The sequence below is a fragment of the Kitasatospora sp. NPDC057738 genome (assembly GCF_042798815.1).
GTDB lineage: Bacteria > Actinomycetota > Actinomycetes > Streptomycetales > Streptomycetaceae > Kitasatospora > Kitasatospora lactacystinica.
The window spans coordinates 1-13,781 of the sequence record NZ_JBHVJT010000030.1 but is presented as its reverse complement, the minus strand read 5'-3'; the positions used below and the strand labels follow the sequence as shown (position 1 = coordinate 13,781).

The window sequence follows — 13,781 nt, the reverse complement described above, 5'->3', positions numbered from 1 at the left end:
TCGGCGTCGAGCCGGTTGCCGTCCGCGGGGTGGACGGCACCGAGCATCAGACCGAGCAGGTCCTCGGCCGGGCCCTGGACGTCCTCCTCGGCGCGGGCGGCGATCACCTCGTCCACCACGGCGGCCAGGTAGTCGGAGTCGGCGCGGAAGGCCGCGTCGCGCTCGCGGTGGTCCGCCTCCGGGTCGCGGGTGAGGCTGGTCATCGCCCATTCCAGGCAGCGCACCATCGCCTCGACGAAGGGGTGCGGCTCGTCCCGCTCGAAGGAACCGAAGTCGAAGCCGAACCCGGCCAGGCCGATGGTGTCCAGGGTCATCCGGGTCATGTCGCCGGGCACGTCCACCGGCTGTCCGGCGGCCTCGCGGCGGTCCCACGAGTCGACCAGCCGGCGGGCCACCCGCAGCATCACCGGGTGGTAGGTGCGCATCGAGCCGAGCGCGAAGGCGGGCATCAGGATGTCGTGCGCCCGGGCCCAGTTGGGCTCCTCGTTGTAGGCGGTGAACAGGCCGTCTCCGGTGAACTGCCGGACGTTCTCCAGGGCCGGGCCGATCGACTTGGTGAACCGGGTCTCGTCGGCCAGCTCGGTGACCAGCTCCAGGCCGCTGACGACCAGGGTGTCCCGGCCGTGCAGTCGCTGGACGAAGGCCGGGCCGTGCTCTCTGGCCAGTTCCATGATGCGCAGCACCGGGGCGGCGGCCGGCGGCATCGCCGAGATGTCCACCAGGGGGACGGCCCGGCTCTCGCCCCCGGCCGCCCGCTCGTCCTCGGTCGTGCGCTCCACGGTCTCGGTCATCGGTGTGCCCCTCCCACGGCAGGAAACTTTCGTCTCCCACCACTGTGCGCCCACCGGGAGGGGATGCGGGCCGCGGTCACTACATGATTGTGTAGTGCCCGGGTCGGTTACGGGCTTGCTACGGACCGTCAGCGTAGGCCCCGGGGAAGGAGAATCACGGATGCGGACGACCGAGGGCTGCGGCCCGGTGCCGGACAGCCCGCGGGAAGCGGCGGTGATCTGGCGCAACCGGGCACTGCGGCTGCTGGACCACGTGCCGCTGCCGATCGCGGTGTGCGAGTTCGGCGGGCGCATCCTGATCGTCAACCGCGCCATGGCGGTCGAATTCGGCCGCTTGCCAGGTCAGTTGCACAACCGTAGGATCCTGGAGTTCTTCACCCTGCGGGACACCGGCACCCTTGAGGCGCTCACCGAGGCCGTCCGGCTGCACCGCCGCTCGCAGTACCCGGCGCGGGTCTCCTGGACGTCCGCCGACGGCCGCGAGCGGCACGGCGAGATGACCGTCGACCTGGTCGGCGACACCCCGGAGCAGACCCCGAGCCTGCTGCTGTCGCTGCGGGCGGCGCAGCCCGCGGCCGCCGCCCCGGCTCCCGGCCCGCAGGTCGAGGTCAGCCCGGTCGAGGCCCGGATCCTGGCCGCGGCGGCCCGGGGCGACACCACGGCGCAGATCGCCCGGGAGATCGGTGTCACCCCGGACGGGGTCAACTACCACCTGGCCCGGCTCACCCGGCGCTGGCGCGTCCCCAACCGCACCGCCCTGGTCGCCCGCGCCTACGCCACCGGCGTCCTGGCCCCGGGCGCCTGGCCGCCGCGGCCGGCCCGCTGAGCGGGCGAGGGCCCGGGCGCGCCCGGCCCGGTCCGCCGGGCGTGCCCGGGTGGTTCCCCGGCACGGCCCCGCGGCCCCGGGAGGTCAGTCCGCCGGGCGCCGTACGGCCTCGATGAAGGCCGTAGTGGTGGAGGGGTCCGGCAGCGGGCGCCCGTAGGCCTCCCCTAGCCGGACCAGGGTGGTGATGCCGACGGTCCAGCCGTTCCGGTCGAGCCATCCGTCGGTGTCCGGGCCGAGGCCGCCGCGCCACAGCCCGGTCACGTGGGCGAGCGCCGGGTCGTGCGGTGTGCGGCTCACGTCCCGGCCCTGCTCCAGCAGCAGCCGGCTGCCCGGGGCCGCCAGCCCGCCCACCGCCGTGAGCAGTCCGGCCGCCTCCTCGGCCGTGAGGTAGACCAGCAGCCCCTCGGCCAGCCAGACCGAGCGCCGCGCCGGGTCGAACCCGGCCGCGACCAGCCGCTCGGGCCAGCCCGGGTCCTGCAGGTCGGCGGCCAGGGCGGTGCGCCCGGCCCGCGGCACGGCGCCGAGCCCGTCCAGGACCTGCTCTTTGAAGGCCAGCACCGGGCTCAGGTCGAGCTCGAACACCCGGGTTCCGGCCGGCCAGTCCAGCCGGTACGCCCGGGTGTCCAGGCCGGCCGCCAGCAGCACCACCTGGTCGGCGCCGGCGGCGGGCAGCCGGTCGTCGTAGAAGCGGGTGCGCAGGATGCCGTGGGTGACCAGGCCCCTGGCGAGGCTGCTGACCGGGCCGGACAGGGCCGGTTCGAGGCCGGCGGCGGTGACGAACGCCAGGGCGTACGGGTCGACGAAGAGCGGGTCGGGGCGGGAGCTCTCGTAGGCCCGCACCCGGGCGACGGACAGGGCGGTGCGGGAGACCGGGCTGAGCGGTTCGGAGGTCGTCATGCCCGCAATCTACATCGCCACCGATGCATCGGTGAAGATGTATTCTGTCCGGCATGGACGGCGTGCAACTCCTCAGACTCGGCAAGCGGTTGACCGAACTCGGCCGCGCCCTGATCACCGACCCGGCCTCCGAGCACCTCACCCCCGGGGAGATCGCCGTGATCGCCGACGTGTACCGGCACCCCGCCACCTCCGTCCAGGAGATCCGGGTCCGGACCGGCTTCGCCCAGAGCCACGTCTCGGTCTCCGTCGCCCGGCTGCGCGAACAGGGCCTGCTCGACGCCGCGCCCGACCCGGCCGACGGGCGCCGCACCCTGCTGACCGTCTCCGACCACGCCCGACGAGCCATCCGCGCCCACGTCGCCCGGCCCGCCGAGCCGGTCATCACCAAGGCCGTCCCGGACCCGGCGAAGGCCCGCAGGGTCGCCGAACTGCTGGACGAGCTCGCCGGCCTGCTGTTGCCCTGACCGTCCCCGCCCCCGTCCCGTTCCGTTCCGTTCCCCGGCCGCCTGCTCCTGACCGGCCGAGTTCGACAAGTCGGTGACAAACTCCTCCGGTTGCTCCCTCGCGACGATCGATCCCTGCCATCATCCCGGCTGAACCCGGGAACCGCCCGGGAGGGCCGAGGGAGAGCGATGGACGCCCGGATCGAGGTCGCCGGCGGCGACGAGCCACGGGAGCCGGCCCCCGCCCCCTCCCCCGTCGACGGAACCCCGGCCGTGGCCGACCGCGTCCCGGCACCGCCCGTACGAACGCCACCACCCCGCCCCCACGGCCCCTCCCACCCGCTGAAGGGCCGCCCCGCCGCCCGCGTCGCGGCCCGGGTCGTGGCCCGGGTCCTGCTCGTCCTGACCGGTCTGGCCGCCGTCGCCCTCGGCTTCTCCTGGTTCGTCGACGCCTACGACGCGGCGACCGCCTACCGCAGCGCCCCGGCCTGTGCCGCGCCCGCCGCCTCCGCCGCCTCCGCGCCCGCCACGGACTGCACCACCCACGAGACCGGCCGGGTGACGGACAGGAGGGCCGGCACGAACGAGGATTCCCCCCACTACGAGGTGACCGTCTCCCGCGAGGCGGCGCCCACCGACACCTACGCCGTCTCCGACGGCCTCTTCGGCAGCGTCCGGAGCGGCGACAACGTGGACCTCACCCTGTGGAACGGCCACGTCGTGGAGATCTCCCACCAGGGCCACCGCTCCCCGGTCACCGACGTCCCCTGGCTCACCTTCCTCGAACTGGCCCTGCTGGTCGGCGCGGGAACCCTGCTCGCCGTCCACACCCTGCTCCGTCGCGGCCGGGACAGCTGGGTCCTCCCCGCCATCGCCTGCCTGTTCCTCTCCGTCTTCGCCTTCGCCGGCAGCGTCCTCCTGATCGCGCTCCAGTGGTCCTTCGCCTTCACCCTCACCGTCCCGATCGTCGGCTGGCTGGCCCTCACCACCGCGATCACCGCGATGTGCTGGGAGGACTGACGCGGTGACGACAGGGGTTCGCCGGGCCGGTCGGGCCGGGCCGCGGCACCGAGCGGGCGTGACGCCGGCCTGGCGTTAGGGGACGTTCCAGGCGGAGATGACCGGCTGCCCGTGCTCAACGGTCAGGAAGCCGAGAGAGCCCGGGTGCGGGTGGCCGAGCAGGCGGGCGGCGGACGCGTCGAGCCCGAGCCAGCGCACGGTGATCACTCGCGCCAGATGGCCGTGAGCGACCACGGCGACATCCCCCCGGTCCAGCAGCGGCCTGATCCGGTCCAGCACCGCGTCCGTGCGCGCGGCCACCTGCTGGAGCCGCTCGCCAGGATGGACGGCGTCCCCGGGAACGACGCCGTCGCGCCACAGGTCCCAGCCCGGCCTGGACTCCTGGATCTGCTCGGCGGTCATGCCCTCGTAGCCGCCGTAGTCCCACTCCACCAGGTCCGGATCGGGCCGGACACCGGTCAGACCGGCGAGCGCGGCCGTCCGCATCGCACGGCTCAGCGGGCTGCTGAACACGGCGACCGGACGACGTTCGGCCAGTCTCGGAGCGAGCGCCCTGGCAGCGGCCTCACCCGCATGGGTCAGCGCCACGTCGGTGCGCCCGGCGTGCCGGCCCGACAGGCTCCACTCGGTCTGACCGCGCCGGACAACTATCAGCGCTCCCATGGCCGTGCACGATATCCGATGGCCCGTCGGTCAGCCCCGGTGGTGCGCGAAGAACACGGTGGTGCGCGAAGAACACGGTGGTGCGCGAAGAACACGGTCCGGGACGGACGGAGTCCGAAACGACCGGCTCCGTCTCCCCCGGCCGACCGCACCGGAGGACTTCTCAGTCCAGCGGCACGTCCAGGCAGGCCCGGCGGTGGCTGAAGGTGTCGATCGACCAGCGGCCGTGGTACCGGCCGGAGCCGCTCTCCCCCACCCCGCCGAACGGGAGTTCCGGGATGCCCAGGTGGGCCACCGGGAGGCCGAAGTTCAGGCCGCCCGAGCTGGTCTCCTCGGCCAGGCGCCGACGGGCGTGCCCGTCCTCGGTGAAGGCGTAGAGCGCGAGGGGGCGGTCCCGCTCGTTGATGAAGGCGATCGCCTCGTCCAGGCCGGTGACCTCGACGACGGGCAGGACGGGGCCGAAGATCTCCTCCCGCATGACCGGGGCGTCCGGCCGCACCTCGGCGAGCAGGGTGGGCGCGATGTAGCGGTCCGCGCGGTCGTGCCGGCCGCCGAAGACCGTGCGCCCCGAGTCGAGGAGGGCGACGACCCGGTCGAAGTGCCGCTCGTCGACGAGGCGTCCGTACGCCCGCGACCGCGCCGGGTCGGGGCCGTACAGCTCGGTGACCGCCCGCTCCAGGGCGCCTTCCAGCGCCCGGGCCGTGGCCGGGTCGGCCAGCAGGTAGTCGGGGGCGACGCAGGTCTGCCCGGCGTTGGCGAACTTGGCGCGGGCCAGTCGGGCCGCGACCACCCCGAGGTCGACGCCCCGGTCGACGAACACCGGTGACTTGCCGCCCAGTTCGAGGGTGACCGGGGTCAGGTGCTCGGCGGCGGCCCGCAGTACCGCCCGGCCGAAGCCGGCGTTGCCGGTGTAGAGGATGTGGTCGAAGCGCTCGGCCAGCAGGGCGGTGGCCGTCTCCCCGCCGCCCTCCAGCACGGCGATCGCCGCCGGGTCCACGTACTGCGGCAGCAGCCGCGCCAGCAGGGCCGAGCAGGCCGGCGCCAGCTCGCTCGGCTTGGCCAGCACCGTGTTGCCCGCGGCGATCGCACCCGCCACCGGCACCAGCAGCAGCTGCACCGGGTAGTTCCAGGGCGCGATGACCAGGACGGTCCCGAGCGGGTCGTGGCGGGTGTGGGCGCTCGTCCCCGGCGGCAGCCGGGTGAGCGCGGCGGCGGGCACCTGCTCGGGGTGCAGCCAGTGCTCCAGGTTCCGCAGGGTGTGGTCGATCTCCCGTACGGTGAAGTCGACTTCGGCGAGGTCGGCCTCGGCGCGCGGCTTGCGCAGGTCGGCGTGGAGGGCGGCGGCGATCTCCTCGCGGTGCCCGGTCAGCAGGGCGCGCAGACCGGTCAGCTGCTCGGTGCGCCAGGCGAGCGGCCGGGTGCGGCCGGTGCGGAAGGTCGCGCGCAGCCGGGCGACGGCCCCGGCCGGCGTGTCCGAGGGCGGGCTGTCCGGGGGCCGGCCGTCCGGGGATGTGGCGGGCGGGGTGCTCATGCGGAGTCCTCCTGGGCGGGGTCGGGGATCCAGCTGCCGTGGAAGCCGGCCGGCACTCGTACCGGCAGGTGGACGGTGGCGAGCGGGTCGCCGGTGAAGTCCTCGGCGGAGAGGACGACCAGGTCGCTCGCGCCCCGCTCGGGGTCGTGGACGTAGGCCAGCAGGTAGCCGTCGTCCTCGCCGCGGGCGCCCTGCCTCGGGACGAAGGAGGCCTCGCCGGTGTAGCGGCCGGCGCCGAACCGCCGCACGGTGCTGGACTGCCGGCTCAGGTCGTGCTTGATCAGGGCGTCCCCGGCGGCCTCCGGGGTCAGGGCTTCCAGGGCCCCGGCCGCCGCGAAGTGGCGCAGCAGGTCGCCGGCCACGGTGGAGTACCCGTAGCGGTGGGCGCCGCCGACCACCGCCGGGCTGACCGCCGGGAACTCCTGCGGCCGGTCGTCCAGGCGGGTCTCGGCGACCCTGCCGGAGACGGTGTCGACGGTCCAGCGGTCCAGGGTGGGGCTGCTCTGCCCGTCCAGCGCGCCGCCGGCGAACATCCGCGGGTAGCGGACCACGTCGATGACGACCCGGTGGCCGTCCTCGTGGGCGTTGAGCGTGTGGTAGACGAAGCAGGGCTCGACCTCGAACCAGGCGACCTCGGTGCCGTCGCGGGGCAGCAGCCCGATCCGTGCGCCGCCGGTCTCGTCCCACACCGCGGGGTACGTCTTGCGCGCGAGGTTGTCGGCCATGCAGACGCGCGCCGCGAGGTCGAGGACGACGGCGAAGTTCCGGGTCAGCGCCATGTCGTGCACCACCGGCCGGTGCGCGACCGGGACGTCCACGGCCCGGACGACGGCGCCCTGCGGGGAGAGCACCAGGTGCCGCAGGTTCTCGCTGTCCCGCTGCCAGGTGATCGCGTGCAGCTCGCCGGTGACCGGGTCGAGCTTCGGGTGGGCGGCGAACCCGTCGGGCAGCGTGCCGCAGAAGTCGCTGGCGCCCACCGTCTCGATCTCGTAGGAGAGTTCGTACGGGCGGAAGCCGCCCTCGACCAGCGCGAAGGTGCGGTCGGCGTGCCCGATGACGTGGGTGTTGGGCGCGACGTCGGTGATCCGCGGGGCGGCGCCGGGGCGGGGCCGCTCCCCCAGGGCCTCGGCCACGGCGGCGCTGCGCACCAGCCGGTTGCGGTACCACCGGGCCCGCCCGTCGAGCAGCCGCACCCCGTGCACCATGGCGTACCCGCCGAACAGGTGCCTCGGCCTGGGGTCCTCCGCCCGCATCCCGTTGGGCCCGTTGCGCAGGTACCGGCCGTTGAGCTCGGCCGGGATCGTGCCGGTGACCGGCAGGTCGAACGCGGTGACTTCCTCGCCCACCGGCGTGTAGGCACCCGTGAACGGATTGGTGACGGTGGACACCGCAGATTCCTCCAGGCCGCATTCCGACGTCCGCTGCGCCCTCGGGGCAGCGCGTCCGGTTCAACGACCCGACCGCCCGCCGGGTGACGGCCGGTGGCGCGTGGAGGTCACGCCCGCCGGAGGGCCGTCATCCGGTCGGTCCGGTCGACGGTTCCAGAGCGCCGACTTCGAAGACGTCCGCCACGACGACCGCCGTGACCTCACCCGCGTCGTCGTGTCCCACCCAGACCGGGTGGACGCCGTCTCCGCCCAGCACGAAGGCGACCAGCTCGGCCCCGTCGGCCTCCTCGGTCACCTTGCTGTAGCCGCCGTCGAGTTCGTGGAGGTCGTCGCCACCGCCGGAGGTGAGGGCGTGCATGAAGCGGCGGCCCAGGCCGGTCCGGGCGGCGGACTCGACGAAGCAGCCGGTGGCGGAGTCGACGCCGAAGCCGAAGTACTGGCCGTCGCGCAGCAGCCTCGGGTCCTCTCCCGGCGGGACCGCCATCGTCCAGCGGGCGGTCGGCTTCTCGCTCACCAGCACCCGCACGGCGTAGGTGTCGCGGGCGGTGAAGCGATCGCCGAACATCTCGTCCTCGTAACTGGCGCCGGTCTCCTGCACCGGGTGGACACCGGGCGGAACCTCGATCACCAGCGGGTCGCCCTCCGCGCCGCCGGGCAGGTACGAGGGGTCGCAGACCGCCAGCCGCCCCGTGGGCAGGGCGATCCCGGTCACCGTTGTCACCGGTTCGATGACGAGCGGCTGCGGCCGGTGCCGATGGGTGAACACGGCCCCGGGAGTGAACAGCTCGTCGAGCCGGGGCGCGGCCGCCGGCGCCGGCGGCCGCCAGCCGAAGGGCTCCGCGGCCCGAACGGCCGGCGCAGGCGCGGTGTCCGAGGCCTCCCGGGCGATCCCGAAGGGGCCCGGCAGCCCGAACTGGGGTTCCGCCAACAGGCTTTCCCAGCAGCCGAATTCCGGTACCGGAAGCCACCACCGCTCACCCGGCAGGTCGACCGGGGTGCGCGTCGATCCGCCGCCGCGGCCGCGCGGGTAGCGGCCCTCACTGTTCTTCCCGTTCGGGTAGAGATCGACCGTCCGCCTCAGGGCCTTGTCCGAGAGCTCGGGGAGGTCCTCCTCCTCGTACTGCCATTCGGCCAGGTGGCGCAGGAACAGCCGCCCGGGCTCCAGCCTGCGCAGGTCGGCTTCGAACACCCGGCGGCCCGAGCCGTCGAACCGCCAGAGGCCCAGGTAGTGCGCGGCCCAGGCGACGTGCAGCACCGCGACGGGAAGCTCCTGCCCGGGGGCGGCGAGCACGACGGCGTACGGCTCGCCCGCCGCGTCCCGGCGGGCGGCCTCCGCCCGGGGGATCGGACGGACCGTCGAACGGTTCGAGGAGTCCCACCCGTCGCCGTAGACCGCCTCGACGAGCACGTCACTGTGCACCTCGGTCACCCCTGCCTCCATCGAACCTGCTGCTGTGCGGATCCACCCTAGAGACCGGGTCCGACAGGCCCGACAGCCGGCCCGCCGATGCCCGCTTCGAGGTCGAGCACCCGTACAGCGTCCCGCCCCCGCTCCGGATCCACTTGCGAGCCGCATTCGAACAGCACCATCATCGGACGCCTGGAACCGCCCACGAGCCATTCCTGAACCCGCCCTCCCAGGAGCGGACTTGACTGTCGAACCCCCCTGACCGGCAGTACTGCGCGCCCGCCCACCACCTTGCAGCGAGGAGCCCTTCCGGTGATCGACTTCAATGTGCTGACCGACCTGGCCCGCCGCGAGGGCGTCCAGCGGATCGGCGTCGGCGTGGTGGTCCGCGACACCTCCGGCCGGATCCTGATGATCCGCCGGGCCGCGCACGACGACCCGCCCGGCCGGTGGGAGTACCCGGGCGGCGGCCGGGCCGGCGACGAGACGGTGGCCGCCGGCGCGGCACGGGAACTGGCCGAGGAGACCGGACTCGCCGGCCTGCCACTGGAGTACGCGCGGCACCTGGACCTCACCGACCGGCGCGGCCTGCGCGTGCGCCAGTTCGTCTTCACCACGGTCGTACCGGACGGCACCGCGATCCTCCTCTCGCCCGGCCACGACGACCACCGGTGGGCCGCCCCCGACCGGCTGCCGCCCACGAGCGACGGGCAGCGCACCGTGATCGAATGGCTCACCGGCCGCCTGGCCCTCCCCGGCTGGCGGCCGGTCGGCGGCTACCTCACCACCATCGCCCGGCCCGGCTCCTACGGCTGTTTCCTCGTCACCGATCCGCAGGGGCGCGTCCTCGGGCTGCGCTCCACCGTCGACCCCGGCGTCTGGAACTTCCCCGGCGGCAACGTCGAGCACGGCGAGACACCGTTCACCACCGCCCTGCGCGAGGCCCGGGAGGAACTCGGCCTCGACCTCGCCACGGAGAACCCGCAGGTGCTCCGGCGGCGCCTGGTCGCCGTCGTCCACGAGCAGGCCGGCAGCCTGCTCCCCGTCCCCGCCTGCGGCTACGTCTTCGACGGCGGCGTCCTCACCGCCGAGCAGCAGGCCCGGATCCGCCTCGACCCCGCCGAGCACACCGAATGGCGCTTCGAGACCGCCCACGACTGGCACGACCACATGGGCCCGGACCGCTACCGGCGGCTCCTGCAAGCCCTGCGCGCCCACCGCAGCGGCACCCCGCTCTACCTCGAACGCCCGGCCCCGGCCGACGACTTCGAGGGCGTCATGGTCCTCGTCACCGACCCGGCCGGGCGGCTGCTGATGCACCACCGCGACGACAAGCCCGGCATCGCCTGGCCCGGCTACTGGACCCCGATCGGCGGATGGCGCGAGGCCGACGAGACCCCCGAGGAGAACGCCGCCCGCGAGGTCCGCGAGGAGGCCGGAATCACCATCACCCGGATGCGGCCGGTACCCGGCCCGCAGCACGAGCTCGTCTCCCCGCTCGTCCGCGTCCTGCACGCCGCCTGGGACGGCCCCGAAAGCGACCTGCGGCTCGGCGACGAGGGCCTGGCCGTCCGCATGGTCCCCTTCGACGAGGTCCTCGACCTCAAGGTCCCGCCCTACATGCGGCACTACCTGCCGCTGCTCGCCGCGGCGGCCGACCACCCGGCCGGCGGGTGACAGGTTCCCGAGCGGGGTCGTCGACGGCGGGCCCGTCGGGCCCGGCCCACGCGTGCGGGCGAACGGCCGGCCCAAGCTCCGGCGGGTCCGGCGAGAACTCCGCCACCGCCCCATCGGGCCGGCCACCTCGCCGAAGCCGTCCACGCCCTACGGAACCGCAGGAACCGCAGGAACCGCAGGAACCGCAGGAACCGCAGGAACCGCAGGAACCGCACAGCATGCGAAACGTTCGCAGCCGTCAGCGCACCGCCCCGGGATGCAAGTCCCCGACCACTGATTAAAATGTTTATAGCGAAAGTTTTTGCTGCTCGCCTGGATTTGATCGGACTTGAAAGGCGGAGCTCACATGACAACGCACGAGATCACCAACCACCATGAAGTCGACACAGAACCCGATCCGATAGTGTCCAGACTGTATCACGAGCTCGATTCTTTCGAGCGAACGGTGTCATTGGTGGGTTTTGTCGGAACGTCTCGACGCGCCGAGAGCATACGACTTTACCCCAGCCTTGATTTTGACACCTACTACGAGATCCACGTGGCCGACATAGTGAATCGATCCCGCACCGGCTCCGGCGATGACAGCCCTTCCGTGCTGCATGTGAGGAATACGGGAAGCATCGACATCGTCTCCTGCACGTCGGCCGACGACATCGCATCCTCCAGGCGGGTCCGACCGGAGGAATCCCACGGCACGATCACGACGGACCCGGGAACATTCAGCTCGACGACCCCCCTCTTTCGCGACAGTTATCCGCACAACCCGACCGGGGACGCGGTTCAGAAATTCGCCACTTCCCGACTGGGCCAGACCGTCGGCGGGGGCGAGTGCACCGATCTCGTCAACGCGGCACTGCAGGACGCGAACGCACGCCCAGGAAACTTCTCCAATCCCCCGTACTACGTTTGGGGCACCGAGATAACCCAGAGGCCACCCCAATGGGGAACCTGGCAGAACGGCGATATCATCCAGTTCGCCTACGCCCATTTCCAATGGGTCGAAAACCATGTCACCAAGACATGGGGGGTCGGCCCCACCGGGCGACACACAGCCATCATCTGGAATGCCACGTTCACCGGTTCGGGTCCCTGGGACACCTGGCTCATCCACCAGAACGACGGCGTCAGAAAGGTCACCCAACGACAGCTCTATCTCGCCCGCCTGGTGAGCGGCTCGTACACCGTCTACCGCCCTGTTCCTCTCTGAGGACCGCGTCCCCCTCGGGGCCGGCGCGCCACGGAAGGATTCCGCCCGGCCTGCCGTCGCACCTCGCGGGAAGGCCGTCGCACCTCGCGGGAAGTGGGATCGGACCAGGAACGGGCCGCCGGCCCGGGCCGTGGTCACCCCCGGGTCAAGTCGCCGATCCGTGCTCGCCGTCGGCCGGCCCGCCAGGCCGGCCGACGGCGGACGGCCGGCGGTCAGTGCAGCCAGGGCTGGTAGTTCGGGTTGTCCACGCAGCCGGACTCGACCAGGGAGGCGGTGGCCCGGTCGACCGGGCAGGCCCGGCGGATGAAGTGCCGGTCCACGCCGCCGGGGAACGCGACCTCGACCTGGTCGGCGTACTGGTGCTGGTCGCCGATGGTCGCGTTGACGTCGATGCCGCCGGGGGCGTCGATGAAGTAGTCCCAGGGCACCTTCTTCCACTTCTTGTACAGCTCGGGGTCGTAGGTGGTGCTGACGAACGGCGACGGCTGGTTCTGCAGGACGTAGCTGGTGATGTCGTACTGGCCGTTGACGGTGTCCTTCGGGCCGAAGCCCTCCTCGAAGATGACGGACGGATCGCGGCCGTCCGAGCGGAAGAGCGGGTGGCAGTCCTTGCGCCAGTGCGGTTCGGGGGTGATGCGGGGTACGTCCACCCGGCGGTCCACGGCGGCGTACAGCGGGTCCGGGCCCTTGGGGAGGTTCTCGAAGGTGCTGGCGGGGAGGGTGACGGCGGGCCGGACGGCGCAGTCGTCGGCGCGCAGTTCGGCCTCGTCGGCGAAGTCGATCCGGCGGCCGTCCAGGAGGACGGCGACGGCCTCGGTGCCGAGTTCGCGGACGATGACGCCGTCGCACTGGGGGCCGCTCCAGAGCGCCTCCCCGCTGGGGTCGAGGCAGCTGAAGGGGGCGGGTTCGGTCGCGGCCGCGGGGGCGGCGACGGCCGGGATCTCGGGGATGAGCACGACGGCGCAGGCGAGGGCGACTGCGCCGGCGGCCGTGCGGATGCGGATATCGATCACGACCGTTACCCTGGCCGTCCCCTGACCCGGAGATGTCGCAAGTCACCCGGTCAGGGGCGTGTCCTCGTCGCAGGTTGACGCTCCCGGCCGTCCCGGTCCGCTCGGACCCCGGGTGTGCGAAGGGCGGCGGGCCCGCCGTATCGCGTCAGGCGTGGACGACCGGCACACCGGTCAACTCCACTCCCGCCTCGCCGAGTTCGGCAAGGGCTCGGGCGGTGGTGTCGGCGGCGACGCCCGCGGTGTAGTCGAGCAGAACGCGGACGTCGAAGTCGGCCCGCACACCGTCGAGCGCGGTCGCCTTCACGCAGTGGTCGGTGGCGATGCCGACCACGTCCACCTCGGTGACCTCCCGCGCGCGCAACCAGTCCGCGAGCCCGGTCCCGTCCGCGGTGAAGCCCTCGAAGCCGCTCTTGGAGGCGGAGTGCGCGCCCTTGTAGAAGACCTCGTCCACCTTCGTCCCGACCGTGGGGGCGAACTCGGGGTGGAACTCGCCCCCCTCGGTGCCGGCGACGCAGTGCACGGGGAAGGAGTCCTTGAAGTCCGGGTGATCGGAGAAGTGGCTGCCCGGGTCGAGGTGGTGGTCACGAGTGGCGACGACGTGGGTGTACTCGCTGCCGGCGGTGCGCCCGACGAGATCGGCGATGGCCCGGGCCCGCCCGGCGCCTCCCCCGACCGGAACGGCTCCGCCCTCGCAGAAGTCCCTCTGTACGTCGACCACGATCAGTGCACGCCCCACGGCACGGCCTTTCTCACGGGATCCTCGGCCCCCACCCGTGCCCTGTCGGAGCATGGAACGCGCATTCCACCCGCGATGTTCACCCGGGCCGAGCACACGCCGCCGCGGCGTGCGGTGCGGCGGCGTGCGGTGCGGCGGCGTGCGGCGCGGCGGCGTGCGGCGCGGCGGCGTGCGGCGC

Annotated in this window: 13 protein-coding genes; 5 read left to right on the top strand and 8 right to left on the bottom strand. The window is 73.2% G+C overall.

Annotation, left to right across the window (positions count from 1 at the left end; all coding sequences use genetic code 11):
- On the bottom strand, window positions 1-791 hold a 791-nt coding region (locus ACFVGO_RS18180), incomplete at its 3' end, for a cytochrome P450 (RefSeq protein WP_380632775.1).
- 160 nt (window positions 792-951) lie between these two features.
- On the opposite strand from ACFVGO_RS18180, the gene ACFVGO_RS18175 reads away from it, so the two are divergent.
- The gene (locus tag ACFVGO_RS18175; RefSeq protein WP_380632773.1) at window positions 952-1,617 is read left to right on the top strand and encodes a helix-turn-helix transcriptional regulator; all 666 of its coding nucleotides are present in this window, start codon (window positions 952-954) and stop codon (window positions 1,615-1,617) included.
- An 84-nt stretch (window positions 1,618-1,701) separates the two neighbouring features.
- Here ACFVGO_RS18175 and ACFVGO_RS18170 read toward each other — a convergent pair whose 3' ends face one another.
- Window positions 1,702-2,514 carry an SAM-dependent methyltransferase gene (locus ACFVGO_RS18170; RefSeq protein WP_359913547.1) on the bottom strand — a complete coding sequence of 271 codons (813 nt, stop codon included), beginning with the start codon at window positions 2,512-2,514 and terminating at the stop codon, window positions 1,702-1,704.
- Between the two features lie 53 nt (window positions 2,515-2,567).
- Between ACFVGO_RS18170 and ACFVGO_RS18165 the strand changes: the two genes are divergently transcribed.
- Together ACFVGO_RS18165 and ACFVGO_RS18160 are read left to right on the top strand one after the other, a co-directional pair.
- The gene (locus ACFVGO_RS18165; protein WP_359913545.1) at window positions 2,568-2,981 is read left to right on the top strand and encodes a helix-turn-helix domain-containing protein; all 414 of its coding nucleotides are present in this window, start codon (window positions 2,568-2,570) and stop codon (window positions 2,979-2,981) included.
- Window positions 2,982-3,149: 168 nt separating this feature from the next.
- Entirely contained in the window at window positions 3,150-3,980 is an 831-nt protein-coding gene (locus ACFVGO_RS18160; protein ID WP_380632769.1) for a hypothetical protein, read from the top strand.
- Between the two features lie 75 nt (window positions 3,981-4,055).
- Here ACFVGO_RS18160 and ACFVGO_RS18155 read toward each other — a convergent pair whose 3' ends face one another.
- The 4 genes from ACFVGO_RS18155 to ACFVGO_RS18140 all read right to left on the bottom strand — a co-directional run bounded on the left by ACFVGO_RS18155 (window position 4,056) and on the right by ACFVGO_RS18140 (window position 8,991).
- The gene (locus ACFVGO_RS18155; protein ID WP_380632766.1) at window positions 4,056-4,643 is read right to left on the bottom strand and encodes a histidine phosphatase family protein; all 588 of its coding nucleotides are present in this window, start codon (window positions 4,641-4,643) and stop codon (window positions 4,056-4,058) included.
- Window positions 4,644-4,806: 163 nt separating this feature from the next.
- On the bottom strand, window positions 4,807-6,174 hold the full coding sequence (locus ACFVGO_RS18150; RefSeq protein ID WP_380632763.1) for an aldehyde dehydrogenase family protein: 1,368 nt from the start codon (window positions 6,172-6,174) through the stop codon (window positions 4,807-4,809).
- Window positions 6,171-7,562, bottom strand: a complete 1,392-nt coding sequence (locus ACFVGO_RS18145) for a carotenoid oxygenase family protein (protein ID WP_359913534.1) — start codon at window positions 7,560-7,562, stop codon at window positions 6,171-6,173. The genes ACFVGO_RS18150 and ACFVGO_RS18145 overlap by 4 nt, the downstream gene beginning before the upstream one ends.
- A 127-nt stretch (window positions 7,563-7,689) precedes the next feature.
- Complete coding sequence (locus tag ACFVGO_RS18140; RefSeq protein ID WP_380632759.1) at window positions 7,690-8,991, bottom strand: DUF4241 domain-containing protein; 1,302 nt, start codon at window positions 8,989-8,991, stop codon at window positions 7,690-7,692.
- A 291-nt stretch (window positions 8,992-9,282) separates the two neighbouring features.
- Here ACFVGO_RS18140 and ACFVGO_RS18135 point away from each other — a divergent pair, with 291 nt between their 5' ends.
- Both ACFVGO_RS18135 and ACFVGO_RS18130 read left to right on the top strand, forming a co-directional pair.
- Window positions 9,283-10,647, top strand: coding sequence for an NUDIX domain-containing protein (locus ACFVGO_RS18135; RefSeq protein ID WP_380632757.1), 1,365 nt, complete (start codon window positions 9,283-9,285; stop codon window positions 10,645-10,647).
- A gap of 346 nt (window positions 10,648-10,993) precedes the next feature.
- Window positions 10,994-11,854 carry a hypothetical protein gene (locus ACFVGO_RS18130; RefSeq protein WP_359913525.1) on the top strand — a complete coding sequence of 287 codons (861 nt, stop codon included), beginning with the start codon at window positions 10,994-10,996 and terminating at the stop codon, window positions 11,852-11,854.
- Window positions 11,855-12,066: 212 nt separating this feature from the next.
- Here the strand turns inward: ACFVGO_RS18130 and ACFVGO_RS18125 are convergent, their stop codons facing one another.
- Together ACFVGO_RS18125 and ACFVGO_RS18120 are read right to left on the bottom strand one after the other, a co-directional pair.
- A complete protein-coding gene (locus ACFVGO_RS18125) occupies window positions 12,067-12,867 on the bottom strand; it encodes an ADP-ribosyltransferase (RefSeq protein WP_380359086.1) in 801 nt (266 codons plus the stop codon).
- 145 nt (window positions 12,868-13,012) lie between these two features.
- Window positions 13,013-13,603, bottom strand: coding sequence for an isochorismatase family protein (locus ACFVGO_RS18120; RefSeq protein ID WP_359913522.1), 591 nt, complete (start codon window positions 13,601-13,603; stop codon window positions 13,013-13,015).
- Window positions 13,604-13,781: the final 178 nt, after the last annotated feature.

Coding starts and splice junctions, on each gene's coding strand:
- ACFVGO_RS18160 (WP_380632769.1), top strand. CDS start 3,150: ATGGACGCCCGGATCGAGGTCGCCGGCGGCGACGAGCCACGGGAGCCG.
- ACFVGO_RS18130 (WP_359913525.1), top strand. CDS start 10,994: ATGACAACGCACGAGATCACCAACCACCATGAAGTCGACACAGAACCC.
- ACFVGO_RS18175 (WP_380632773.1), top strand. CDS start 952: ATGCGGACGACCGAGGGCTGCGGCCCGGTGCCGGACAGCCCGCGGGAA.
- ACFVGO_RS18170 (WP_359913547.1), bottom strand. CDS start 2,514: ATGACGACCTCCGAACCGCTCAGCCCGGTCTCCCGCACCGCCCTGTCC.
- ACFVGO_RS18155 (WP_380632766.1), bottom strand. CDS start 4,643: ATGGGAGCGCTGATAGTTGTCCGGCGCGGTCAGACCGAGTGGAGCCTG.
- ACFVGO_RS18165 (WP_359913545.1), top strand. CDS start 2,568: ATGGACGGCGTGCAACTCCTCAGACTCGGCAAGCGGTTGACCGAACTC.
- ACFVGO_RS18150 (WP_380632763.1), bottom strand. CDS start 6,174: ATGAGCACCCCGCCCGCCACATCCCCGGACGGCCGGCCCCCGGACAGC.